Here is a 25,492-nt window from a genome sequence, read left to right as displayed (position 1 = left end):
ATTGAACTAGCCCCTTATGCTTCAAATTTTTTGAGAATAATGGTGGCATTGTGACCGCCGAATCCAAATGAATTGGACATTGCAATATTAACTTTCGTTTGACGCGGAACATTTGGTACATAGTCAAGATCACATTCTGGATCTTGGTTCTCCAGATTGATCGTTGGAGCAAGTGTCTGATGTGTCAGAGACAATCCACAGATTACCGCTTCAACCCCACCAGCAGCACCAAGCATGTGACCCGTCATCGATTTAGTGGAACTCACAGCCAGCCTGTACGCATGATCTCCAAACGCTTTCTTGATTGCCAGCGTCTCTGAGCGGTCACCTACAGGTGTGGATGTTCCGTGAGCATTGATATAGTCCACTTCTTCAGGTTCAATACCTGCATTGCGAAGCGCCATCTTCATACAACGAGCTGCTCCATCTGGATCTGGTTCTGTCATGTGATGTGCATCCCCAGTCAATCCGTAACCAATGACTTCACCATAGATACGTGCACCACGTTTTTGAGCGTGTTCCAGTGATTCCAAAATCAGAATACCAGCACCTTCACCCATAACGAATCCATCACGTCCCGTATCAAACGGACGGCTAGAATGAGCTGGATCATCATTACGTGTAGACATCGCACGCATTGCACAGAAACCAGCAAGTCCAGTTGGACGGATCGTTGCTTCAGCTCCTCCACAGATCATTGCATCTGCATCACCGTTAGCAATCAACTTGAAGGAATCTCCAATGGAGTGTGTTCCTGTAGCACAAGCAGTTACTACGTTAATGTTCGGTCCTTTTGCACCAAGAGAGATCGACATTTGACCAGAAGCCATATTCGAAATCATCATTGGGATGAAGAACGGGCTAACACGTTTAGGGCCTTTTTGCAGCAATGCGTTATGCTGATCTTCCCAAGTACCCAATCCACCGATACCCGATCCGATCGATACACCAAAACGCTCTGCATCAATGTTCTCGTCAATTTTTAATCCGCTGTCTTCCACAGCTTTGAAGCCGGCAGCTACAGCAAACTGAACAAAACGATCCATTTTGCGTGCGTCCTTACGATCCATATATTCTTCCGGGTTGAAATCCTTGATTTCGGCAGCAATTTGAGTAGTATATTCACTTACATCAAATGCCTCAATCTGAGAGATTCCGGACTTACCTGCCATTAAACTTCCCCAGAACGTCTCTAAATCTTTTCCGAGCGATGTCATTACGCCCATTCCGGTAATTACTACTCTTTGTTTCAAACCGACTCACCTCTATATCGACTGCTTTACGCAAGTATTTTTGTGAAAAATCCGCAGGAGACACGTAAGAAATCAAGAAGAATTCCTGACTTAACCTACGCTACCTGCGGAATGAGAAAAACCAATGAATGATGAGAAGTCCCGCCTGTTCGAAAACAGGTGCGGGACTGAATTGACTTTAGGTATGAGATTGTATGTAGTTTACAACTTCACCTACGGTCGTGATTTTTTCTGCATCTTCATCAGAGATTTCCAAATCGAATTCATCTTCCAATTCCATGACCAATTCCACTACATCCAAAGAATCAGCACCCAAATCTTCTTTGAAAGATGCTTCAAGTGTAACTTCAGCTTCGTCTGCGCCCAAGCGGTCGACGACGATGCGTTTTACACGCTCCAATACATCGGACATCCGGTTCACCTCCTCCTTGGTATTATACGAGAATCGCAGGCAAAATGCCATAGAAGACATATGCGGCTCCCGGCCGGGGAATCCGGCCTTTTTCCGGCATTTCGGATCGTCCAGCGCCTGTTCCCCGACTATTATTCACGTCAGGAAAGAATTACATGTACATGCCGCCATCGACATGAAGTGTCTGACCTGTCATATAAGATGAAGCTTCTGATGCCAAGAATGTTACGACGCCAGCAATTTCATCCGGCTGACCCAGACGGGACAATGGAATACCACTTAGCATGCCATCAACCAATTCCTGGGACAGTTCTTTCGTCATATCTGTTTCAATGAAACCTGGTGCAACACAGTTCACTGTGATGCCTCGTGAAGCGAGTTCACGAGCAGATGCTTTCGTCAAACCAATGACGCCTGCCTTAGCAGCAACATAGTTAGCTTGACCTGCATTACCAAGTACACCTACAACAGAGGAAATATTAATAATTCTTCCTGACCGCTGCTTCATCATCGGGCGCGTAACTGCCTTCAGGCAGTTAAATACACCTTTTAGATTCGTCTCAATAACCTGATCAAACTCTTCTTCTTTCATACGCATAATCAGGTTATCACGAGTAATTCCAGCGTTGTTAACAAGAATATCGACATTACCCCACTCTTCAAGCGTGGCTTTGACCATTTGTTCAGCCTCGTCCATCTGACCCACATTAGCCTGAACGGTAATTGCTTTGACCCCTTTGGCACGGATCGCTTCCGCTACCTCCTCAGCAGCCGCTTGGCTGCCTGCATAGTTCACGGCAACGTTGGCACCCGCTTCCGCCAGAGCAAGCGCGATACTGCGTCCAATTCCACGGGATGCGCCTGTAACCAATGCATTTTTTCCTTCTAACGGTTTAGACATAATCGTTCCTCCTCTCCCAAATATAGAGTTACCACTTACCACTCTGATGACAGAACAACGTTCCGATCGCTGTTATCCCTAGATTTTTTTGATCCCCTTTTCCAAAGGGAAAATCGGATGATAGCGTATGCTTTCGATGTAGCTTTCTTTAAGAAAAGCTTTCAGGCGAACGCTTCGCTTCTTCACGTTTTTTTTATTGCAAGGCAGCAACCGTTGCTTCAAGCGTTTCAAGACTGTTTACGTTGTATAATTTCACGGTTTTATCTGTCTTTTTAATTAAACCCGTTAGTACACTTCCCGAACCAATCTCGATAAACGTGTCTACACCTTGCTCAATAAGCCATGTCACACTGTCTTCCCATAATACGGGAGAATAGACCTGTTCTGTCAACAATTGTTGAACTTGTCCATCTTCTACCGGCTGTGCAGTCACATTAGCCACAACAGGAACGTTAGCTGGTGCGAAAGAAACAGTTTTAAGTTTATCTGCTAGTTTCTCTGCCGCATCCTTCATCAAGGAAGAGTGGAACGGTCCACTGACTTCCAGTGCAATTGCACGTTTGCCGCCCGCTTCTTTCACACGTTCCGCTACTGCAGCAACGCCTTCTTTAACACCTGAAATAACAATTTGACCTGGGCAGTTCATGTTCGCCAGTTCTACGACATGTCCACTTTCAGATACGTCACGGCAAAGCACCCCCAGCGCTTCCCGATCCGCACCCAATACTGCAGCCATCGCTCCCTGTCCACCAGGCACAGCCTGCTCCATATACTGACCACGTGCTCGGACAATACTTACCGCATCAGCAAACGACAATACGCCTGCCGCCACTAGTGCGCTGTATTCTCCCAAGCTATGTCCAGCCATGTAATCCGCTTGAATCCCTTTTTCTTTAAATGCCTCAAGCCAAGCAATACTTGCTGTCAACAGAGCCGGTTGTGTATTTGATGTCTGTTTCAACTCGGTCTCCGGTCCTTCAAATATCAGGTTGCTCAGCGAAAAGCCAAGCGTTTGATCAGCTACTTCAAAAATTTCTTTTGACGCTGGAACCGTCTCATACGCTTCCTTTGCCATACCTACCGCCTGTGATCCCTGACCGGGAAATACAAATGCTATTTTACTCATCAGATTCATCTCTCCAAGCTATCTAATTTACCAAACGAGTACAGATGCTCCCCATGTCAGTCCGCCGCCGAATCCAACCATCAGTACGGTATCTCCAGCTTTCATGCGTCCTTCTTCAGCAGCTTCAACCAAAGCAAGAGGGATAGAGGCCGCTGATGTGTTAGCATATTTATCTACGTTCACAACTACTTTTTCTTCTGGAAGATCCAGTCGTTGCATCGCGGATTGAATGATACGAATATTAGCTTGATGTGGAACAAACAAATCTACGTCTGAGCGATCCAGACCTGCTTTGTTCAGCACTTCTAGCGTAGCCGTTCCCATAACACGTACCGCAAATTTAAATACTTCCCGACCATTCATGTAGATGTAATGCTTTTTGTTCTCAATGGTCTCTGCAGAAGCCGGTAGGCGTGAACCTCCACCTTCCAGTTGAAGCAAGCTGCCGCCCGCACCTTCAGCACCTAGATCAAATGATTTGAATCCACGGCCTTCAGGTACTTCTCCAACGATTACTGCGCCTGCGCCATCTCCGAACAGTACACAGGTATTCCGATCCGTGTAATCCGTAATCCGGGACAGACAGTCTGCACCAATAACAAGTGCATTATTGTAAAGACCACTTTTGATAAAGCTTGTTGCTGTCGCAAGTCCATATACAAAACCAGAGCAAGCAGCAGACAGGTCGAACGCAGCCGCACCTTTAGCGCCTAATTTATCTTGAAGAATACAAGCAGTAGAAGGGAACGCAGAATCTGGTGTAATCGTTGCAACGATGATTAGATCCAAATCGCTGCCTGTCATGCCCGCAGATTCCAATGCTTTGATCGCAGCTTCATATGCCAGATCTGAAGTGGCTTGATCCGGTGCAGCGATGTGACGCTCTTTGATCCCTGTTCGACTGACGATCCACTCGTCATTTGTATCTACCATTTTTTCAAGATCGCTGTTTGTCAAAATTTTCTCAGGCACATATTTCCCCGTACCAATAACCCCAACCGGGCGCAAATTATTCATGTCGTCACTCACTTCCCGCTAATTTCCTTAGATATGCTCTCCACTAGCTGATTCTGTACTGCGATCCTTGCTTGACGCACTGCATTTTTGATCGCATTCCCATCGGCCGACCCATGACTCTTAACAACTAGTCTGCTTAAACCGAGAAGCGGCGCGCCGCCATGCTCGGTATAATCCAGTTTCCGTTTCAGACCTCTCAGCTCAGGCATAAGCACAGCAGCAGCCAATTTGCTTTTGAGTGACGATGAGAACTGTTCTTTGAGCAGAGTAAAAATGGCACCTGCTGTGCCTTCCAGCGATTTCAACAATATATTTCCTGCAAACCCGTCGCAGACAAGCACATCACATGCACCTGTCAGTACGTCACGAGCTTCAACATTACCTACGAAGCGAATCGGCAACTGCTCTAGCAAAGGGTAGGCATGCTTCGTGAGTTCGTTTCCTTTACCAGGCTCTGTACCTACATTCAACAAACCCACTCGCGGTGAGTCAACACCTTGAACCTTCTGTCTATACAAACTACCCATAAGTCCATACTGCGCAAGATGCTCTGGCTTCGCATCCATGTTAGCGCCAAGATCCAATGCAAGTACACCTACATCATCAATCGTTGGAATCATCGGTGCGAGTGCTGGACGCTCGATGCCATCCATGCGACCTACAACTAGTAATCCGGTTGTCATGAGTGCTCCGGTATTGCCCGCAGAGATCATGGCATCTGCTTCACCTTCCTTCAGCATCCTTCCGGCTACGACCATGGAAGCATCCTTTTTACGGCGGACAGCTCTCACAGGTTCATCATCCGAACCGATAACTTCAGAAGCATGACGAATGGACAGATTCGCAGGCTTAACCGCAGCTTGACTCAGAAGCGGTTCAATTTGGGCTTCGTCGCCAACCAGAACGATCTGTGTATCCGTCCATTCTGTGGCGGCTGCGATCGCCCCTTCGACCGTTGCCGCAGGGGCATTATCGCCTCCCATAGCATCAATGACAATCTTCATACCAGTTGACCTCCCTCTACGCTGTCTTCTCCACCCGAACGGTAGATAACAAAGTTGCCTTGGAACACCATCTCTTCCCCCACATAAGTGAACACTTCAACTTTGGCTTTTCCCTTTTGACCTGAGATTGATCTGACATAGGCCTTGGCAATACATTTCTCAGCCAGATGAACAGAACGCACAAAACGAATGTCTGCCGATGCGGTCAACGCGATCTCATCATTAATCACCGCTACAGCAAGGGAGTTCGCCTGGGCAAAAACATAGTGACCCCGAGCAATACCCGTTCTGGAAAAGACATGCTCCTCCTTAATCTCAAACAAGGAGATTCCACTCTTATCCAACTGCAAGTCTACAATATCACCGATAATCTCATGCAGAGGCAAAGAGCGAACCTGATCGTATGAGCGCTCTGCCATTAGTTTCATCCGTTCCCGAAGCTCAGGTATGCCAAGCTCCAGCCTGTCGAGACGGATCGTCTGAATACTCACTTTTAACTGTCGTGTAAGCTCTTGATCCGTTACAAACGGGTTGTCTTCGATCATTTTGGTCAACTGTTGCTGCCTCTGTCTTTTCGGTACACGTTCGATGCCTGACACCCCCCAGCTATATCGTTTACGGAACCGCCCATCCGGTCAGTTCTATCCTTGATGCTTATTAATCTATAATTACGCCCTAAATTCAGGGCACTTCTTCGTACAAGTTATAACTCATATCTATGTAACGTCAAATCTTAGAACCTGGTACTAAACTATAGTATATCTCATCCCGTGTCAAAAAGAAAGACTGATCCACCAAAAACAATCCGCACTTCTCAACCTTCGCTCCACTCGCCCGTATTATATGAAATCCCGCGGCCTATACGGGAAAATATCTATATAGATTGAACTAGCATCTCAAGAACGCAGAGAAAAGAAATAGCGTAAAGCAGCAAAGCGTTTGAGTTCCATCCATATAGAATAGAAAGGAAATTGAAAAAGAAAAAGTAGCACTCCACCGAAATGAAGTACTACTTATTAGCTAGCTATTATTGAGAGATGATCTCTCTTGCTTTGTACGTTCCGCACACTTTGCAAACGTGGTGACTCAGTTTCAGTTCGCCACATTGCTCACATTTCACCATGCCCGGTACAGCCAATTTAAAGTGAGTGCGACGTTTGTCGCGACGCGTCTTGGACGTTCTCCGTTGAGGTACTGCCATTATTCCCACCTCCTTATCAAAATCAACCTTTGCAGGTAGTTGTTACGTTCGATTTTCAATCATGCTCATTTAAAAAAATCCTTGAGCCCTGCAAGCCGCGGGTCAATAACTTCGTTATCACAACCGCAGTCACCTTCGTTCAACTCGTGGCCACACTTAGGGCATAACCCTTTGCATGTATCGCTACAGAGTGGTACAAACGGAAGATGTAGCAGAAAAGTCCCTTCGGCATAAGCCTTCAGATCAACGCTATCTTCATCCACATAGAAAATATCGTCGTCTTCGTGCAATTCCTCTGGTTGTTTTCCCTGCTTGAATTGCTCATGAAAATCAATATGAAAATGTTCATTAATCGGCTTAAGACATCTGGAGCATAACATGTCCGCTCCTACTGTCAGTTTGCCATGAACATCCACAACGCTTCCCTCTCTCTGTTCTGCAGATAAATCCGCAGTCAGCGGGGTAACGGCTGTGATATCTTGTCGGTTAGAAACCAGTTCCTTAATATCCCACTGTTCATTGAACTGTACGGGACGATCACTGGTTGCCACTTTGCGAAATGGCATTAACATTTCCATCACTCCAAACGAAACCAATCTCATAATTGTTGTCAAACGCTTTACGACATGTATACAGATCAAGCTGAGATATAACTACTTCATTGCCTGACTGTATGTATTCTGACGCTATATCATTAAAACTATTATGAAATTGACTTAACAAACAAAAATCATTATACCGATTTTTCAAGAGGTTTGTCAACACTTTTAACTTTACACCCTATTTTAAAAAATCGATGATCTCCAACCAAATACGCACATTGAAACATTATAGGCTTACTTCGCTCTAACTACAAGCATCTATTGCAGGAAGTATCGGTCACAATTCGTTGATATTTAGTGTGATCTATGTCACACGCCCCTCCATACTCCGTATCTATACTTGTTGTAAACCGAAACACCTTAAGCATCCAAGACGAATTTATTCTACTATTAACTTAACGAGTCTAGCGATCGGTACGAAAGAAATGGAACGAAGCCAAAATGAAGACTACGGATTATCGTGCTACTGCGTTAGATATTGAACGAACGTTTTCTAATGGAGATGAAGGAAACCTCCTTTGACCACCTCCGCTTCCGCTTCCAACTAAATCTTACGACGACGCTAGTGAAGCCGCTTAGCTGACCACATGACAGACTTTTTTTTGCTAACAGACTCTAATATTTTCATCTTATATCGGGAGGGAATTTCATGTTAAGTGAAAACACGATTAAGGTCATCAAATCCACAGTACCTGTACTCGAAGTGCACGGTGAAGCCATTACCCGCCATTTCTATAAAACCATGTTCACTGCGCATCCAGAACTGCTGAATATATTCAACCATGCCAACCAAAAACAAGGACGTCAACAGGCAGCCCTTGCAAACATGGTATATACAGCCGCCCTGCATATTGACAATCTTGCCTCCATCTTACCTGCCGTACGTCAAGTCGCTCATAAACACCGTAGCCTTGGCATTGTTCCCGAGCAGTATGCTATTGTTGGCACGTATCTGCTTCAAGCGATTAAAGACGTGCTTGGTGACGCAGCAACCGATGAAATTATAACGGCATGGGGCGAAGCCTACCAAGTCATTGCAGACGCCTTTATTGGAATCGAGCAGGATATGTATGCTACAGCAGAGCAGCAAACGGGTGGATGGGAAGGCTTCCGTTCGTTCAAAGTGGCGAAGAGAGTGCAAGAGAGCGACATCATTACCTCCTTCTACTTGTATCCAGAGGATGGTCTGCCCATTTCCAGTCATGAACCGGGACAATATATCAGTATCAAAATTCATCCAGAGGGTCATGCATTTACCCAGATACGTCAGTATAGCCTTTCTGATGCACCTGATAAACCTTATTACCGTATTTCCGTCAAAAGAGAACAGGGTTCCACGGATCGTCCAGATGGGGTAATCTCCACATATCTTCATGAACACGTTACAGAAGGCTCTGTTGTTGAGTTATCCGCTCCGGCCGGTGACTTTACGCTTCACGCAGAAGAACCACGCCCAATTGTACTCCTTAGTGGCGGAGTGGGTATTACGCCAATGATTAGTATGCTGAATACCCTTGTGCAAAAGAACGATAAACGTCCAATCACATTTATACATGCCAATGTAGATAGCGCCAACCATGCATTCCGTGAACACGTAAACCAACTCGCTGAGAACAACGACAATGTTCGTGCGTACTATTGTTACACCCAGCCGAGCAGCTCTGATCGCGATATCTCATGTTATCACAAGGAAGGTTACATGGATGCCGACTGGCTTCGTCAGATTGTAGATCACTTGGATGCAACATTTTACATGTGTGGGTCTGTCCCATTCATGCAGAGCGTTTATGCGGCACTAGATGAAATTGGCGTATCGCCTGACCAGATCCATTATGAATTCTTTGGTCCAAAGGCACAGCTTGCCCCTTCTCCAGAAGGTGTATAACGTATAACTTGCGCTTTCACAATAAAATGACGGGTTAACCCTTCAAGAGGCATGCTTAAGCATCTTACGATGCAAGAGTGATGCCTTTTTGGGTACGTATGACTCCTGCAATTTGAACATCAGACCCACCTGACCTATTATGGTAGAAGATAAATGCCTCTATGTGATTGAGCCAAACGTTACAGGCGCATGTTGAAAAGATTTTCTGGAAAAGGAGCATACATACATATGAAGGCCGTTGGTGTCATTGTTGAATATAATCCGCTGCATAACGGGCATGTCTACCATCTAAGCGAAGCTCGGCGGCTTAGCGGGGCGGATGCTGTCGTTGCTGTGATGAGCGGCCCTTTCCTCCAACGCGGCGAACCCGCCATCGTAGGTAAAAGGGCACGCACCGAGATGGCGCTTCATGCTGGCGCCGATCTCGTGCTTGAACTGCCGGTTGCCTATGCAGTGCAACCGGCGGAGTGGTTTGCGTATGGTGCGGTGGCATTGCTGCACCATACCGGGGTTGTCAACTCGCTCTGCTTCGGCAGCGAGTCGGGGGACCTGGACAGCCTGCAGCGCATTGCGCGCGTGCTGGCTGTGGAGCCCGCAGGGCTGCGCGAGGATATCGCGCGCCGCCTGCGGGAGGGCGCCAGCTACCCCGCCGCGTACGCAGGCGCGGCGGCGGCACTGGCGCCTGGCGGCGTCGATGCACGCGACGCCGCTGCACTGCTGGAACAGCCCAACAATTCGCTTGGGCTGCACTACCTGATCGCGCTGGAACGGTTAGGCAGCGCGATCCAGCCCTTTACCGCGGCGCGTACCGGTGCCGCGTATCACGAGGCGACGCCCGGGCCGGGGGCGATCGCCAGTGCAACAGCCGTCCGCCGCCTGCTGATGGCGGACGGGCCTGAAGCCGCCGCGCAGTACGTGCCGGCGGCAACCCTTGCCATTCTCCAGCGCGAATGGCAAACCCGGCGCGCTCCCGTGCATTGGGAGCGCTTTGTCCATCCGCTGCTGCACATCGCGGCGACCCGCCGTGCCTCCGAGCTAGCCAGCATCGCCGAGGTCACTGAAGGACTAGAGCATCGGCTGATTCGTACCCTGTCTCAGCTCGCAGAGCCTTCAGTCGATGCCTTGCTTCATGCATTGAAGACCAAGCGATATACGCGTACCAAGCTGCAACGGATGTTAACACATGTGCTGTTAAACCACTCCAAGACTGAGTTATCCCCCAGCATCTTGGCTGAGGGGCCAGGTTACCTTCGAGTCCTTGGCTTCAGCTCGAAAGGTCAGAGCCTGCTCAAACAAATGAAACGTTCTGCATCTCTGCCCGTCGTGATCAAGCCAGCTACCTTCAATCATAGCCAGCTTGAACTGGATATACAGGCTCAGGCAGCATATGCCCTTGCTTACACTGACAAGGATACAAGAACGATGTACAGCGATTATTATGATCCACCGATACGATACTAAATTAGGAATATAAACATACTGAAACTGCGGGATATTCTATCATTGAGGATATGTAAGTACTACTGATTGAGCTTACCAGAGATATTCAGTTCCTAAATATCGTTTTGCTTTGGTTAAACCCTTGTTGTTACACGAACTAACGGTACGATAATCATGCCTGAAAACCCTTGGTCAAAAAAAAGAGTCATATTGTGCTCAACAACCAAAAAAAACCTTCCACTGTAGCAGGTGAATTCTGCTCAATTGAAGGTTTTTTTGATCAGGCATAGTCTATTCATGAACGGGCATGAACGGAGCCTCTCTCCCTACACTGTCTCATCGCTGTTAACGAATCTGAGAGACCTTATTCCGCCATTTCACAACGAATGGAAATGGTAATGAACCTGAGAAACGTTATATTGCAAATTACCACGGAATGAACCTAATTTTCGCGTCCAAAAGGTACATTAGCGTGTCTACGATTCGTTAGCATCTCCTGAATGCCATTTTTCCGTGAATAACGCTGACTGAGTTCGTTAGAACTAGTACATAATTTAGAGTCGCGACTTCAAAGATCACACTCATTTAAGAGCACGAGCACCGCCTATTACGCCCCACCCCGCCCGTACCCTATCGTGTCACTTTCCCTTGTTGACGTCCCCCTGAATGCCTACGTGTATACCCTTGCTTGGAACTAAACCCATCAGACACCGCTCTCTTCAATGATCCCCATCCCCAATACACCCTAATCAGTTTCTATTCACACCGTTTGAATTACAGCACCTCTTGCCTTTCTTGGCGCATCCAGATGCTCATTCGTACCATCAGATCTACTTACAAACTTGAGCATTGGTACGATATTCCGCCCAATCAAGGCACAAAAAAACATGGTCTTTTGGAGGTCGTGGGAGAACAGTCTTTTGTACGGGGTTGATCCTCCTAAAAGAGCTACGTTCTCCCGGCTCCCACCATCGTAAAACGACTATAAAAAAAGGCCAACCATTAATTACTGGCTAACCTGATAATACGAATAATACGAAAAGAGGCTATGCAATAGCCTCTCATGTAAACAACCCTCTATGCTTAATTAAGATTTCACAGATAACGTTTTTAGGTAAGCCAGTGCATCGTCAACGTTGCTAACAGGAACCAGTTTCATTTTTGTATCAATCTGTTTTGCTTTTGCTTCGGCTTCCTTATAGTTATCTTTGGGTACGAAGAAGATCTCCGCGTCCTTCCGATCTGCAGCCACAATTTTGTGGATCACGCCCCCAATTGGACCAACCGTACCATCCTTCGTAATGGTGCCCGTACCTGCGATACGATGACCTTTGGTCAGATCACCAGACGTCAATTGGTTATAGATCTCCAATGTGAACATTAACCCTGCAGACGGTCCGCCTACTTGCGTACTTGTAAATGTGATCTGTTTATCGGGATCTTCCGGCTTCACTTTTTGAACCGTACCAATCATTACCCCTAAGCCTGGACGCTTTTCCCCCGTTTTGTTGTCCGTCACTTCTACAAGTTGAACTTCACGGCTAATTGTTTCCCCGCCGCGCTCTAATTGCATTTCAACCGTATCTCCTGGTTTTCTTCCCTTTAATTGCGCCGATAATATCGTATTATCAGGTGTTGCTGTTCCATCCACACCCAAAATGGTATCTCCAGGCTTAATGTCCCCTTGCGGTTTAGGATCCTGTGAAAGGCCAAATACGAAGATATGCTCAGGAACGATGGAATATTGGATACCGGCCTTCTCATATGCCGCTTCCATCGCAGAGGATTGGGAGTCACTCATGAACCATACTTGCTCTGCAGAGTATTCCGCTTCACTTTTGCCACGTAAGCGATCTTCTTTTTTATCAATTTGAGCATTTCGATTAAACAAGGACGTTCCAAGTAGGAACACGTTGGCATATGTAGCTGACACCGTCGTCATCATAAATACGCCCTTTTCCTCCTTGTCTCCACCCTTGACCGTTACCATCGGTTTGATCTCATCCGCACTGCCAGGCAGATAAATGATATACGGCGTTGGCATGTAAACTGCAACATAGAGAATCAGAGCTACCACGATCACAAAGATCGACGCTTTGAAACCTCCAGATTTCCGAATCCGATTCATCGCATGAGCCCCCGTTCTTTACGTTTCTTAAATATTTATAAGTCTAACACTCTCATCAACTTGCATACAATGGTACAGGCCGGATAGGCCGCTGTGAGCAGCCGCTTATCCGGTCAAGGCCGAACCGTCTACGGACGCCATTCGGCCGTCCACATCCATCCAGCAGCCTGTGTGTAAACGCGGCGCTATATCCTATGAGGTGAATTGATGAATATGCAGACCGAGGTTACCCGTTCGGGCCTGTTACGAACCATTTTTCTAAGTAGTGGTGCAATGTTGCTCGTTGTTGCCGTTGTATTATCTCCCAAAGAAGCCTTCGATGCTTCCATTCAAGGGCTTGATATTTGGTGGAAAATTATTTTCCCCGCCATGCTGCCCTTTCTCATGCTTTCCCAGATGCTAACCGCATTTGGGTTTACCGATGCACTAGGCGTTCTGTTAGGACCACTCATGCAACGTTTGTTTCGGTTACCCGGTCAGACTGGACTAGCCATAGCTGTAGGCATGTGTGGGGGATTCCCTGCAGGAGCCGATACAGCCGCACGACTTGTACAAGATCGACAAATAACCGCCAAACAGGCGGGTGTCTTGGCAGCCATTGCTCATTTCTCCAATCCAATGATGATTATCATCGTCTTGGGTACAGCTTTTCTTCACCAGCCTGTAGCCGGATACTTTCTACTCGGTATACATTGGATTAGCGGATGGATCGCCGCCATGATCGGTATTCGCCTATTGCCAGTAGGTCGGGCAGCAAGCATTGGCACAAGGTCGGCCTCAGATTTATCGCCACATCCTTCAGAATCAGCACATACAGAAATACATTCCATGTTATCTTCCAAGGCTACCGTTCCCCGCCACACACTTTGGCTGCGTATGAATCTTGCAGCTCGCGAGGCTCGTAGCCGTGACGGACGAGGATTCGGTAAGCTACTTGGTGACACGGTCTCCCAAGCCGTTCAGACCTTGATGATGACCGGAGGATTTATGATTGTATTTGCGGTATTCATTCGACTGCTAAGCCTTTATCTCACACCCGGTTCTTCGGTTGCCTTATGGCCATCTCTGCTGGAAGTACATCTTGGAATCTACCATCTAAGTCAAGCCCCTTTGGCGTCTGTAACCATGATCGCTCTCATTGCAGCCGTATTAGGCTGGGGTGGGCTATGCTCCCATTTGCAGGTCTCTGCCGTTCTAAAATCAGTCGGGCTTGCGGCAAGGAGTATGATTGACTTTGTTTCCATACGGTTGATACATGGACTCATCGCTTTTGCCATGAGCCTTGTTCTATGGGCACCTTTTAGTCGATACAGTACAGAGGTCTGGACTACGTTTCAAACCAATACGAACATCGGGTTGCCGGCTGTACCGCCGTGGTTCCCCCTGTTCAGCAACAGTTCAAGCCTAGCGTTCATTGGGTACGCTATTCCGGTAGCCATGTTCAGTCTTGCTCTGCTGCTCGTCGTTATGATCAGTCTTTCGGGACTGATTCGCTTGTTCAACGGGCGTTTTTCTCGCTAATTTTCTGACGGAGCGCAGCTTCTACTTCAGGGGATACCAGATCTGTTACATCTCCATTGTAATGCGCAATTTCTTTTACAATACTGGAGCTGAGATACGAATACTTCGGATTCGTCATCATGAAAATCGTCTCTGCATCTGGATTCAATTTACTATTGGTGGAAGCCAGCTGCAATTCATATTCAAAATCAGTGACCGAGCGAATACCCCGCACGATAACTTGCGCTTCCTTTTGGCGTACATAATTGGCCGTTAGGTCGCGGAAGCTATCCACCTCAACATTAGGCAGATGACGAGTCACTTCCGTAATTAATTGCTTGCGCTCCTCCACCGTAAACAGTGGGTTTTTGCTCATATTATTCAGCACCGCCACAATCACACGGTCAAACTGCTTCGATGCTCTTGCGATAATGTCCAGATGTCCCATCGTTACAGGATCGAAGCTACCTGGATAAACGGCAATCCGTTCTTGACGATGTATCATTTCACTCATGGAGATCCTCCTCTTCCGCTGTGCTAGATTCTCCATCTTCGGATGCATGAGGTGCATAATGATAAATGGAAACCGCAGTTTCCCCGTACAATGCCTTGCGCGTTTGTTCAAACGGGCCGAATTGTTCAGGGTACAGATGTTTAGATTCATATTCAAGCACGATGGTTGCACCCTGTTCAAGCAGCTCCAGTTCATGCATCGTAAGCATAAGTTCATCCCCGTTCTTCATTCGATAAGGGGGATCAAGAAACACGAGATCAAATGTGGTGCTCCGCTTAGCAAGAGCCTTTAACGCACGCCCTGCATCATTTCGATATATTGCTGCCTGATTCTCCAGCTTCGTTGCTGTCAGATTCATACGAATGACTTCAATACTTTTTGGTTCCAAATCAACAAAAACAGCCTTGTCCATGCCACGGCTCAGCGCCTCAATTCCGAGACCACCACTGCCCGCAAACAGATCCAATGCCGTTCCACCCTCGAAATAAGGGCCTATCATACTAAATAACGCTTCCTTCACCTTGTCGGTGGTCGGCCGCGTTCCTGTGCCCGGAACCGCCTTCAACGGTCTACCTTTTGCACTTCCAGATACCACTCTCACGAATGAGTCACCTATTCTCTCTATGTAAGTTTATTGATACAGCTATCGTACCACAATCGGGATGAGTTTGAAAAATAGTCGCTTTTATTGATTACGAATAAACCGAAAAGAATTGTTGATTCATTATTGACAATTATGTATAAAAAGGAAATCTCCTGGCTATTCTATAATTATCGACATCACAAGTGTCGTAGACAACCGCGGAGAAGACTTACGTTTCCCCATAAGCTCTTCGTCCGGTTTCTCCTCTCCCATGAAAGGAGACCTCGAAAGAGGTCTCCGAATAAAAGCCTATCAGAGCGATTTCTGGTAGGTTTTTATTTTGTTGTTCGTGTGCTGTTGACCTGATCAAAATTTGGACCACCCGAATACTGGCTTTAACATCCTACGGATCCAAAAAGCAACGATAGTGCCCGCATTCCAAGAACTGCGATTCTGTAAGTAATCCATGTACTGATCGCTGATCATATAGGTATTAGTGGAGGTAGGACTCTTTAGACCGAACTGCTCCCATTTGGCTGGATCATTCGACCCATCGAGCCTTGTTAGCATATTTGCCGACTCCTTAGCTATTTTAGCCGGAAGTTGTTCAAATGCTTCGGTGATATGTCTGTGGAATTCATCCAATGGATTCTGGTTAGTAAGGCTCTCCAGGTGGATGCTTTCCCGCATATAAGATGCATATGCTAGATGGTCTGCCCAGAACTCATCGATATAAAAAAGGCGAACCCGCTGCTCCGAAGGACTCATCGGTAAATCCCCATTCAGTATAGAGAACCTTTCCTTATGTAGAATTCGTCTCTGATCTTCTATCATATCCGAATAACGGTTCAGTTCCTGCTGAAGATCGAAGTTTTGCCCCATCATAACACGCTGAGTATGTTCTAATTTGTTGTGTACTATCGGCGCATCGAGAACCTCATCTTGCTTAGGCACCCGAATCGCATCATGAATGCCGAATTGAACTAACAAATCATCCTCTAAACTTACATAAAAAACAGAATCCCCAGGGTCTCCTTGGCGACCAGAGCGTCCACGTAGCTGGTTATCTATCCGCAAACTTTCGTTCATATGTGTCCCAATGACATACAACCCACCCAGTTTCGAAACTCGGTCTACTTGAGTAAGATCGCCTCCCCCAAGTCGAATATCGACACCACGTCCTGCCATATTGGTCGACACCGTTACAGCGCCAATTTCTCCGGCTCTGGCAATCATTTGAGCCTCTTTCGCATCATTCTTTGCATTCAAAATATGGCAATCTACGCCCGCAACAGTTAGTGCCTCCGCTAGCTTGTCAGACTCTTGAACGCTTGACGTACCTATAAGCATTGGACGCCCCGTTGCATGAACAGTCACGATTTCTTGCACCAGTGCTTTGAGTTTGGCTTCTTGGTGTGTGTATATTCTATGTGGATGATCGATTCGTTTATTTGTTTGGTTGGGCGGAATCTCAACAACCTCAAGTTCATACATCCTTTTAAATTCCATGCTGGAAGCGAGCGCTGTAGCCGTCATTCCGCTAATTCTTGGATACAGACTAATAAAGTGTTGAATCGTAATCGTTCCAAGGATCTTCCCGCCAACTTTTGATTGCAGTCCTTCCTTTGCCATAAGTGCCGTTTGCAGTCCTTCAGGTAAGTATCGATTCTCTGCCACACGACCCGTAAATTCTTCAATCAGCTCTATTCCACCATCTCTAACGATGTAATCGACATCTCTTCTTAGCAACGTTTCGGCATGTAACGCACAATTTAATGACGTTAACAAATGACTGTTATGGCTGTCGTATAAATTGCCACATTCAAGCAATGACTCTGCTCTTGCTGAGCCTGCTTCATTCAAATATACGTTACGTTGGAATTCGTCGAAATGAAAATGCTCTAATGGCACGAGCTGTCGAACCACTTCAGCAAATTGAATAAAGTCATCGCTAGAAGTACCTGATGCGCCACTGATAACTAATGGAACCCTCGCTTCATCAAGTAGTAAGGAATCTGCCTCGTCGATAATAACGTAATGGAAAGGACGATGAACCAGTTCGTCTTTGGATAATGCAATGGTATCCCGCAAGTAGTCAAATCCGGCTTCTTTAGCCGTAACATACGTTATATCCTTGGCATAGGCTCCACGTTTCTCGCTCAGACTCATACCCGCTTGAACCGAACTTACTGTTAAGCCTAGAAATCGATAGATTGGCTCCATCCACTTCGCATCGCGATGTGCTAAATAATCGTTAAACGTCAGCACATGAACCCCGTGACCAGTCAATGCATTCAAACAAGCGGTCATCACAGCAGATAGGGTTTTCCCTTCCCCGGTTTGCTGCTCGATCAGTACACTCTCATGTAGTGCAATCGCAGCTATTATCTGCACATCATATGGCTGCATATCAAGCTGTCTCTTCGCGACCTCACAGACCAATGCATAGAGATCAACAAGTAATTCCTCTAAGGCTGTGCCCGAGTTAGCCTCTCTTTGCAATCGGAGAAATTCAGCTTGTAATTGTCCATCGTCCCATGCTTCTAAGTCCTGTTTTCTAATCAAGTTAACGATGCTTCGGTAGCCTTCCAGCCTCTGTCTGGAATCACGGTCTTTGAACTCTTGTACCAACTTCACGACGGTATTTCGCACATTCAGCCCCCCTTGGCAAAACGAAATGATTCGATGATGACTAACGTAAGTTAAATTAGAACGCTTCCTAAGCGTTTATTTATCTACTCATCCTTTAACCGTCGCTGATATAGAATTACAGATACGATTGTTAATACAATCGTCCATACCAAAATAATAAGCAGTGGCTTCAATAGTTCTCCCATCGTATAGCCCGCAGGAGAGACGCTTAATAAATGTACAAATTGACTGCTTGGCATGTACTCCAGCAGTTTAAAGATCGGATAGTCATTCACAAGTTGCGCTCCCCAAGGTGCCCCAGCAAATATGGTCGCTACAGGAAGTATAGTTAACGATGCCTCAAGTAGCGTCTTAGAGAACAGACCACATATCGTTCCGATTGCAGTATATAGGATAGTCGATATGAAGAGTGCTGCCACATACGCCCACATACTAGCTGGCTCGTACCCCAATATGTATGTAACGATTGCGAGAACAACACCAGACATGACAAACACCAAAGCACTTTTTCCAATTAAAACATCAGTGGTTGTCGCAGGGGTCATCATTAAAGAACGCAATGTATTACGTTCCTTTTCTTCAGCTATTAAACAAGCTTGTGCTAGACAAGTCAGAATTACAAATGAGCAATTGAGAAGAAAAGCAATAGCTCCCGAAGACGAATCAGCACCACGAAATAGAAAGGCAAAGACAATTGGAATAATTAAAATAACGGAAATGCCGTAATTACGTGAGAATTCTTTGTAATCCTTAATAAATATTGCTCGAATACGCTTTAATGAGATACTCATAGTAACTCACTTCCTGTCAGTTTGATAAAGATCTCGCCAAGACTCGGCTCTTTTGTTTCTACTCGATCAATTCGTCCTTGTTTCATCCAATCTGCAATGAGGTTAGCTGTTTCTGCATTCATCGGAAGCTCGTACGATTCCCCATTAAATAGTTCGACAGATATGATGTTTTCCCGATGTTGTTTTTTTAGCTCCTTGGGCTTTCCAATGGTTTGAATTTTCCCTTCATACAAAATCGCTATACGGTCACATAACAATTCAGCTTCTGCCATGTCATGTGTTGTTAGGAAAATCGTAGTTCCTTTCTCGTTTAAGTAACGCAGCCCTTTATAGATATGTAAAGAGTTCACTGGATCTAAGGCCGAGGTAGGTTCATCCAAAAATAATAATTCCGGCTCATGGATCACCGCGCATGCCAAAAGAACACGCTGACGCATTCCTTTCGACAAGAGATGAACCTTCTTTTTACGTTCTCCAACTAAATTCACGAATTGCAATACTTTATCAATCGAGGACGGAGAGAGATCATATAACTGACGATATAACTCTAGATTTTCTTCTACCGTTAACCTCTCATATAGTCCGCTGGTATCAGACAACATACCAAAACGCATCTTCTGAGCCGATTGATACATCATCGATGCCGACTGGTCAAACACCTTAGCCTTTCCACTCGTTGGAGTTAACTGCGCAGTTAATATCTTAATTAATGTTGTTTTTCCTGAACCACTCGGGCCAAGAAAACCAAAAATTTCACCTCGGGGAATCGAAAAAGAGACTTCTGATAATGCATCTTTATCACCAAATCTCTTTCGAATATGCTCGACTTGAATCATGTTCATTCAGATCACTTCCTTACCGTTGATGTTCTCAGCATATTAAGATTACATGCTATCAACCATCAAAACTCGCTGAAATGTAGCTGTGCGCATCTGAATGGTACCCATATGGACTGAATGGATATCAGGGTGTGTCCCAAAACTCGCTGAAGTGCATCTTCTACCGCCTTTTCGCCCCCTGCTACGTCACTTTCCCTTGACGTGCCCCGACACGCCTGCGGAAAACTTCCTTGCTTGGAACGAAAATTCAATAAGATCTGCTCCCTCCGGAGTGTTCAGACACACCCTAGATATTTCCCCGGAAATCAAATGTTGAGATGTACTTTTAATTCTTGTAATTTGGAACGCGATAATGGGACTACCGCATCTTTGCCTGTGTCTAGTCTCAAGCTATAGCTATTCTTCGTCCAGGTAATAATCTCTCTAACTTTTTGTAGGTTCACGATGTAAGAACGATGACATCTAAAAAATCCGAAATTCAACAATCGCTGTTCAAGCTCGGTTAACGTCAGAGCACAGTCAAAACTTTCTCCACCAACATGGACAAGAATCGAACCATTCAGACTTTCTATGTAATCAATTTCAGGCGGATTAAATAAAATTACTTTATCATTTTTTTTCGTATAAATTTTCTGCAGCGTTATATTCGCTTGATCTTGTTCCTGTACCCCCTGTTCATCAACTTCTGTATCACGAATGTCCAGTGGATGAAATCCCGCTTCGTTCAGACGATAAATTGTATCACACGATATCATCGCATCCTCTAAATTCGAAGTTAGAATCAAGATCTGTTTGCCTTTTGAAAGATCATCTAAAATCTGCTTGAAATGACGACGATCGTCTTCTTCCAGATAGAAATAAGGCTCCTCCAATACAAGGGTGGGCTGATGTGCAAAAAATACGCGCAGCAATGTCACATACATTCTTCTCGACGGGCTTAGATGCTTCATTTTTACCTTCCGCTCACCTTGTAAAGCAAAATAATCGATTAACTTAGCAACACGATCCGTCCTTTCCGTTACTCGAATTAGAAACGTAATTAGCTCTTCTACCCTTAGATTCATATATTCGCCTTGTTGTACTCGAAGCAAATGATATTGCGCTTGATCGACCAATTGATCCATCAAAAGCTGCTTTCGTTTCAAGTCTGTTATAATGCCAACCACTGTATTGCTATCCAGATTGAGCTCGATCTTTGGTATCGTTAATTTCCCATGTATGTAGATTGGTTGAAATTCCATAATACCCTCCAGATTAGTATTTCGTAGATTATGTAAACCTTTTTTTCTTCAATGTAAGAATATGTCTACGTTAATTCCATATTAAAAAAGGCCGACTAATATAGGTCATTTAGTCAACCTTCACTCGTTAATCTATATAGTATGTGTCATTGTATACGGAGGCATATTTAGGTATCCTCGCCAAGTATAGCTCTTAGTTTCCGATTGGTACGTCGTAATTTGATCATCGTCATCATCAACAACACAATGGGTAAAAGTACAAACCATGATTGTTGCACAATCAACATCGCCGATAAGAGGATCAACCCCGTCCACACCATGATTTCGATAATGTCATGTTTTTGCAGTATCCGCTTGAAGCCTTTGCGAGAAACAAGAGATATGAAGAAGTATACCAGCACACAGCACAAGACCAACATCGCTATTCCACCTAACAATACGATGAATCCAGACAAAAGATACATTTCTTAGTTCCCCGCTTTACTCCGCATCTATTTTCCCTATCTTACCAATAAAATAAAGATTCTACCATCTGCTTTGGCGTTTATGGTTATTCCATATGTTTTTTTGCTTGTTTTCTCCTATACGTTGTCATCATACTAATCATAGGCACCAGAATGCCTGTTATAGGCAAGGCCAGAGCCCAACTTTGATATCGAATGGCTTGCACAATGACAAATACTATGGATAGAACGAGGAGAATCTGTATAATTTGATAACGATCTAAGGAATGCCTCCATATTTTCCTAGCCACAAATCCGATCAGGAAATATCCAATCAGACCGTAAAAGGCACTCATACCAAGCATCGTAAGCAGCACTATTCCCGTGTTCACACCAACGCCTCCTTTTCAGAAGAAGGTATTACATCAGTTACATTAATAATTACATCACTTCTCCTCACTGATCACCGTCGCATTATAGATAACGATACGTTTACCGTCCAGATCAAATAATACTTTATTGCCATACTCCGTATCTTGTAGATCGATTTTGCCCTCGTACGTATGGATCAACTCACCAGAATCGCTGTACACTTTGACTACTCGTTCAAGACCACCCGCATTATTCGATCTCATCGTTTTGAGTGCACGTTCTCCGGAAGCGGTATTGAAATACCATATGAAGCACCCCACGATAATGCCGAGTACAGCTAAAGAGGTAACCCATACTCCCGTTTTCGCTTTTCTACTCATCATGTAATCCCCCCATTATGCGATGTCTACTATCTAATTTAATACGAGTTTGTCTGGATACGGTTTCAATGGAAAAATGTTCATCCGCATTAGCCTACACCAAAAGAAAGAGGCCTCCATCGGATGGAGACCTCTTTACTGCTTATTTCTATTAAAGTGAACGAATCACGAATTCGAACTCCAATTCACCATTGGATGCAATTCGGTACTCTGGATGAACCGGAGCTCCCCAGCTATCGTCACCGCCGACACCCATTTGTTTACCAGCAACAGTCACGACAGTATAGTGCACAGGAGGCAACTCATACGCGTGTTGTGCATTTTCCAACTCAAATGCTGTATATGGAGAAACGTTGAGTTCAACCGGAGCAGAAGCTGCCTCGATCTTGAATCCACGTCCCGCATGATCCGTTACTTTTGCCCAGCGTACGCCTGTACGATTACCAGACTCCTGTGGAACAAGGTAAGGAGCAACTGTATCTGCAACAGTGCTTGCATGGATGCCCAGACGCGCGCCGAAAGCACGGTCAGCATAGTTCTCTTCTGGTCCGAGTGCAAGCCACTCGACGTTGCTGAATTCTGGTGATGTTTTGAAGGACAGTGCATGGATTGGAAGCTCAGGCAATCCTGCTGTTCCTTTGTATGCGTTATGAACATGTACACTTCCATCATGACGTACTGTATAAGCAACCTTCACTTGCACATCAGCGGAGATGTTCAGCTTATAAGTGAATTCAATACGGTACGCGTTGGATTGCTGTTCTGCTTTCCATTCTACACATCTTGGCATCAAACTTGCTGCATACCATGCGCCAAGCTCGAAGCCCATTGCAGTTCCTTTGTCATTGTCTGTCGTTGCACGCCAGAACAATGGCAGTGGAGGTTGAGCAATCGTTTCACGTCCTGAGAATTGAAGGGATACTAGTGTTCCGAAAGCTTTGGAGAACAAGACATGTGTCTGTCCAACACGTACCCCGATGTGAACATCGCCTTCTACCACGCGAATCTCATGAACTTGATTTGCATCAACGGAAGTCGTCTCATTTGAACTATTCTCTTGTTTGAAAATAAATTGTCCGAATGCAACCTCTTCTCCTTGGTCTGCCCACAATGTAGCAGATTTCAGAACGAATGCTGTATTCACAGCATATTCAGCTGCGGACAGCCCTTCCACATCAATTGGAAGGTTCACCACTGTTTCGCTTTGCGGCTGAACGTTCACTTCGAGCGTACCGCGAACGACTTCATGGCCTTCGCGCTCCAAGCTGTAAACCAGTTCAAGTTCAGATGTATCCGCGAACAAGTTATCATTAACAATTTTAACCGCATTACGATCCGGGAAGAGCTTAATATTTTGATACAGGAATTTAACCTCCTGCATTTTAGCAGTCACTTTACGATCTGCGTGCACAATTCCGTTACCACAGAAGGAATAATCCGAAGGGCGATCTCCGAAGTCTCCGCCGTAGGCAAGGAATTCTTTGCCGTAACGGTCTTTCTTGTATACGGATTGGTCAATGTAATCCCAGATGAAGCCACCTTGATACATTGGGTACTTGTCTTCAAGCTCTGTGTATTTATGCATACCACCAATGGAGTTACCCATAGCATGCATGTACTCACAGCTAATATATGGCTTATCTGGGTTAGCGTTGAGGAACTCCTCAATGTCAGCCGGCTTCGCATACATACGGGATTCCATATCACTTGTATCGTTGAAACGACGATCATGGAAGACACCTTCATAATGAACCAGACGTGTTGGATCAGCAGATTTAAAGTACTGGGATACTTTATAGATCACTTCACCACCGTGGGATTCGTTACCGCAAGACCAGATAATAATCGACGGATGGTTTTTATCTCGTTCAACCATGGAGATTGCGCGATCCATAACGATATCATGCCACTCTGGTTTGTCGCCTGGAATAACCCAAGAAGGCTCAACCACACCCAGCTTCTGCCAAGATCCGTGTGTTTCCAAGTTCATTTCGTCAATAACATACAGTCCGTATTCATCACACAGCTCATACCACAGACTTTGGTTCGGATAGTGTGATGTACGTACAGCGTTCATATTGTTCTGTTTGATCGTACGAACATCCCATAACATGTCTTCCTTCGTTACAGCACGTCCACGACGCGGGTTGAACTCATGGCGATTCACACCTTTGAACACGATGCGTTTACCATTGATGTGCATCACTTTGTCAATCATTTCAAATGTACGGAATCCAACAGCCTGAGGAACGACTTCAACCAATGCTCCATTGGCATCATATACACGAATATAGAGACGGTACAAGTACGGAATTTCTGCACTCCACAGGTTTACTTTACCGATCTCTTCACGAAGACTAACCAACCCGTCTTTCACATCGGATGCAAACGTTTTGACTGTGTTTCCTTCTGCATCGCGTAGTTCAGCTTCAACCTTAGCTCCTGCAGCCGCTTGACCTTCAAGCTTCAGATTAACCTGCAACGTACCATTCGTGTACGTTTTGTCCAGATCAGTGCGAACATGTACATCGCGAACATGGGCAGCAGGTACTGTGTACAGATACACATCTCTGAAGATACCGGAGAAACGCCAGAAGTCTTGATCCTCTAGCCAGCTACCTGTACTACGTTGATAAACTTCAACCGCCAACTTGTTCTCGCCTTCCTGAAGGAATGGCGTGAGATCAAAGTCCGATGGAGTGAAGCTATCCTCACCGTATCCTACGAATTGCCCGTTAAGCCACACGTAGAATGCAGACTCTACGCCTTGGAACGAAATATATACAGGGTTGTTCTGCCAGCCTGTTGGCAGGTGGAACGAACGAATATAACTTCCGACTGGATTTTTGTCCTGTGGTAATGCTGGTGGACGCAGTTCATTCAATCCATCCCATGGATACTGAGTATTTACATATTGCATCTGACCGTATCCTTGAAGCTGAATATGTCCTGGAACTTCAATATCGTCCCAACCCTCACTGGAGAAGTCGGACTTGTAGAAAAACTCAGGACGGCTGTCTGGACGAACCGCATAGTTAAATTTCCAGGTTCCGTTCAGATCGTAGCGCATGTTCATTTGACCTGAAGTAACAGCCTCTTCCATGGTTCTATAGTATCGGTGATCAGAGTAAGCATGAAGACGATTTACCTCAAATACACTAACGTCTCCCAACCAATTGATATCTGCTTGTGTTGCTTTCATCGGCTC

At 45.6% G+C, this 25,492-nt stretch carries 23 protein-coding genes; 3 read left to right on the top strand and 20 right to left on the bottom strand.

The annotated features are described in order from the left end of the window. Positions 1 to 14: 14 nt before the first annotated feature. The 9 genes from fabF to V6W81_RS10835 all read right to left on the bottom strand — a co-directional run bounded on the left by fabF (position 15) and on the right by V6W81_RS10835 (position 7,486). A complete protein-coding gene (gene fabF / locus V6W81_RS10875; RefSeq protein ID WP_338543137.1) occupies positions 15 to 1,253 on the bottom strand; it encodes a beta-ketoacyl-ACP synthase II in 1,239 nt (412 codons plus the stop codon). A 178-nt stretch (positions 1,254 to 1,431) separates the two neighbouring features. After that, positions 1,432 to 1,665 (bottom strand): acyl carrier protein, encoded by a 234-nt coding sequence (gene acpP, locus V6W81_RS10870; RefSeq protein ID WP_024630176.1) that lies wholly within the window; start codon positions 1,663 to 1,665, stop codon positions 1,432 to 1,434. Positions 1,666 to 1,816: 151 nt separating this feature from the next. After that, positions 1,817 to 2,566 carry a 3-oxoacyl-[acyl-carrier-protein] reductase gene (gene fabG / locus V6W81_RS10865; RefSeq protein WP_145046252.1) on the bottom strand — a complete coding sequence of 250 codons (750 nt, stop codon included), beginning with the start codon at positions 2,564 to 2,566 and terminating at the stop codon, positions 1,817 to 1,819. Between the two features lie 193 nt (positions 2,567 to 2,759). Then, a complete protein-coding gene (gene fabD / locus V6W81_RS10860) occupies positions 2,760 to 3,692 on the bottom strand; it encodes an ACP S-malonyltransferase (RefSeq protein ID WP_338543133.1) in 933 nt (310 codons plus the stop codon). 27 nt (positions 3,693 to 3,719) lie between these two features. Further along, a complete protein-coding gene (locus V6W81_RS10855) occupies positions 3,720 to 4,709 on the bottom strand; it encodes a beta-ketoacyl-ACP synthase III (protein WP_145046248.1) in 990 nt (329 codons plus the stop codon). Positions 4,710 to 4,717: 8 nt separating this feature from the next. Further along, positions 4,718 to 5,713 carry a phosphate acyltransferase PlsX gene (gene plsX, locus V6W81_RS10850; protein ID WP_128101370.1) on the bottom strand — a complete coding sequence of 332 codons (996 nt, stop codon included), beginning with the start codon at positions 5,711 to 5,713 and terminating at the stop codon, positions 4,718 to 4,720. Beyond that, a complete protein-coding gene (gene fapR / locus V6W81_RS10845; RefSeq protein WP_174715340.1) occupies positions 5,710 to 6,303 on the bottom strand; it encodes a transcription factor FapR in 594 nt (197 codons plus the stop codon). Before fapR ends, plsX begins: the two co-directional genes overlap by 4 nt. 437 nt (positions 6,304 to 6,740) lie before the next feature. Continuing rightward, entirely contained in the window at positions 6,741 to 6,914 is a 174-nt protein-coding gene (gene rpmF / locus V6W81_RS10840) for a 50S ribosomal protein L32 (RefSeq protein WP_017689233.1), read from the bottom strand. Positions 6,915 to 6,979: 65 nt separating this feature from the next. Further along, positions 6,980 to 7,486 carry a YceD family protein gene (locus V6W81_RS10835; protein ID WP_145046244.1) on the bottom strand — a complete coding sequence of 169 codons (507 nt, stop codon included), beginning with the start codon at positions 7,484 to 7,486 and terminating at the stop codon, positions 6,980 to 6,982. 679 nt (positions 7,487 to 8,165) lie between these two features. Here V6W81_RS10835 and hmpA point away from each other — a divergent pair. Both hmpA and V6W81_RS10825 read left to right on the top strand, forming a co-directional pair. After that, positions 8,166 to 9,401: an NO-inducible flavohemoprotein gene (gene hmpA / locus V6W81_RS10830; protein ID WP_145046242.1), complete on the top strand. Its 1,236-nt coding sequence runs from the start codon at positions 8,166 to 8,168 to the stop codon at positions 9,399 to 9,401. 228 nt (positions 9,402 to 9,629) lie between these two features. Then, on the top strand, positions 9,630 to 10,862 hold the full coding sequence (locus V6W81_RS10825) for a nucleotidyltransferase (protein ID WP_338543120.1): 1,233 nt from the start codon (positions 9,630 to 9,632) through the stop codon (positions 10,860 to 10,862). 1,066 nt (positions 10,863 to 11,928) lie between these two features. Here V6W81_RS10825 and V6W81_RS10820 read toward each other — a convergent pair. Continuing rightward, on the bottom strand, positions 11,929 to 12,969 hold the full coding sequence (locus V6W81_RS10820) for a SepM family pheromone-processing serine protease (RefSeq protein WP_056700501.1): 1,041 nt from the start codon (positions 12,967 to 12,969) through the stop codon (positions 11,929 to 11,931). A gap of 207 nt (positions 12,970 to 13,176) precedes the next feature. On the opposite strand from V6W81_RS10820, the gene V6W81_RS10815 reads away from it, so the two are divergent. Beyond that, the gene (locus tag V6W81_RS10815; RefSeq protein WP_338543117.1) at positions 13,177 to 14,490 is read left to right on the top strand and encodes a nucleoside recognition domain-containing protein; all 1,314 of its coding nucleotides are present in this window, start codon (positions 13,177 to 13,179) and stop codon (positions 14,488 to 14,490) included. Here the strand turns inward: V6W81_RS10815 and coaD are convergent. The 10 genes from coaD to V6W81_RS10765 form a co-directional block, all read right to left on the bottom strand. Further along, positions 14,468 to 14,974, bottom strand: a complete 507-nt coding sequence (gene coaD / locus V6W81_RS10810) for a pantetheine-phosphate adenylyltransferase (protein ID WP_056701152.1) — start codon at positions 14,972 to 14,974, stop codon at positions 14,468 to 14,470. The two genes, V6W81_RS10815 and coaD, sit on opposite strands and share 23 nt — an antisense overlap. A 1-nt stretch (position 14,975) precedes the next feature. After that, positions 14,976 to 15,584: a 16S rRNA (guanine(966)-N(2))-methyltransferase RsmD gene (gene rsmD, locus V6W81_RS10805; protein WP_338543115.1), complete on the bottom strand. Its 609-nt coding sequence runs from the start codon at positions 15,582 to 15,584 to the stop codon at positions 14,976 to 14,978. Positions 15,585 to 15,932: 348 nt separating this feature from the next. Then, a complete protein-coding gene (secA2, locus tag V6W81_RS10800; protein ID WP_338543113.1) occupies positions 15,933 to 18,218 on the bottom strand; it encodes an accessory Sec system translocase SecA2 in 2,286 nt (761 codons plus the stop codon). 83 nt (positions 18,219 to 18,301) lie between these two features. After that, on the bottom strand, positions 18,302 to 19,009 hold the full coding sequence (locus V6W81_RS10795) for an ABC transporter permease (RefSeq protein WP_338543112.1): 708 nt from the start codon (positions 19,007 to 19,009) through the stop codon (positions 18,302 to 18,304). Continuing rightward, positions 19,006 to 19,851 (bottom strand): ABC transporter ATP-binding protein, encoded by an 846-nt coding sequence (locus V6W81_RS10790; protein ID WP_338543111.1) that lies wholly within the window; start codon positions 19,849 to 19,851, stop codon positions 19,006 to 19,008. Before V6W81_RS10790 ends, V6W81_RS10795 begins: the two co-directional genes overlap by 4 nt. Positions 19,852 to 20,153: 302 nt before the next feature. Next, positions 20,154 to 21,089: a LytTR family transcriptional regulator DNA-binding domain-containing protein gene (locus tag V6W81_RS10785; RefSeq protein ID WP_338543109.1), complete on the bottom strand. Its 936-nt coding sequence runs from the start codon at positions 21,087 to 21,089 to the stop codon at positions 20,154 to 20,156. A 167-nt stretch (positions 21,090 to 21,256) separates the two neighbouring features. Further along, positions 21,257 to 21,553 carry a hypothetical protein gene (locus V6W81_RS10780; protein WP_338543108.1) on the bottom strand — a complete coding sequence of 99 codons (297 nt, stop codon included), beginning with the start codon at positions 21,551 to 21,553 and terminating at the stop codon, positions 21,257 to 21,259. 86 nt (positions 21,554 to 21,639) lie between these two features. Further along, positions 21,640 to 21,924 carry a hypothetical protein gene (locus tag V6W81_RS10775; RefSeq protein WP_338543107.1) on the bottom strand — a complete coding sequence of 95 codons (285 nt, stop codon included), beginning with the start codon at positions 21,922 to 21,924 and terminating at the stop codon, positions 21,640 to 21,642. A 54-nt stretch (positions 21,925 to 21,978) separates the two neighbouring features. Continuing rightward, positions 21,979 to 22,287, bottom strand: coding sequence for a hypothetical protein (locus V6W81_RS10770; protein ID WP_239289586.1), 309 nt, complete (start codon positions 22,285 to 22,287; stop codon positions 21,979 to 21,981). A gap of 148 nt (positions 22,288 to 22,435) precedes the next feature. Continuing rightward, positions 22,436 to 25,486: a glycoside hydrolase family 2 TIM barrel-domain containing protein gene (locus tag V6W81_RS10765; RefSeq protein WP_338543104.1), complete on the bottom strand. Its 3,051-nt coding sequence runs from the start codon at positions 25,484 to 25,486 to the stop codon at positions 22,436 to 22,438. Between the last annotated feature and the right edge of the window lie 6 nt (positions 25,487 to 25,492).

It is taken from the genome of Paenibacillus tundrae (assembly GCF_036884255.1).
Taxonomy (GTDB): domain Bacteria; phylum Bacillota; class Bacilli; order Paenibacillales; family Paenibacillaceae; genus Paenibacillus.
The sequence above is the reverse complement of the archived record's forward strand: the minus strand, read 5'-3'. Positions and strand labels throughout refer to the sequence as shown.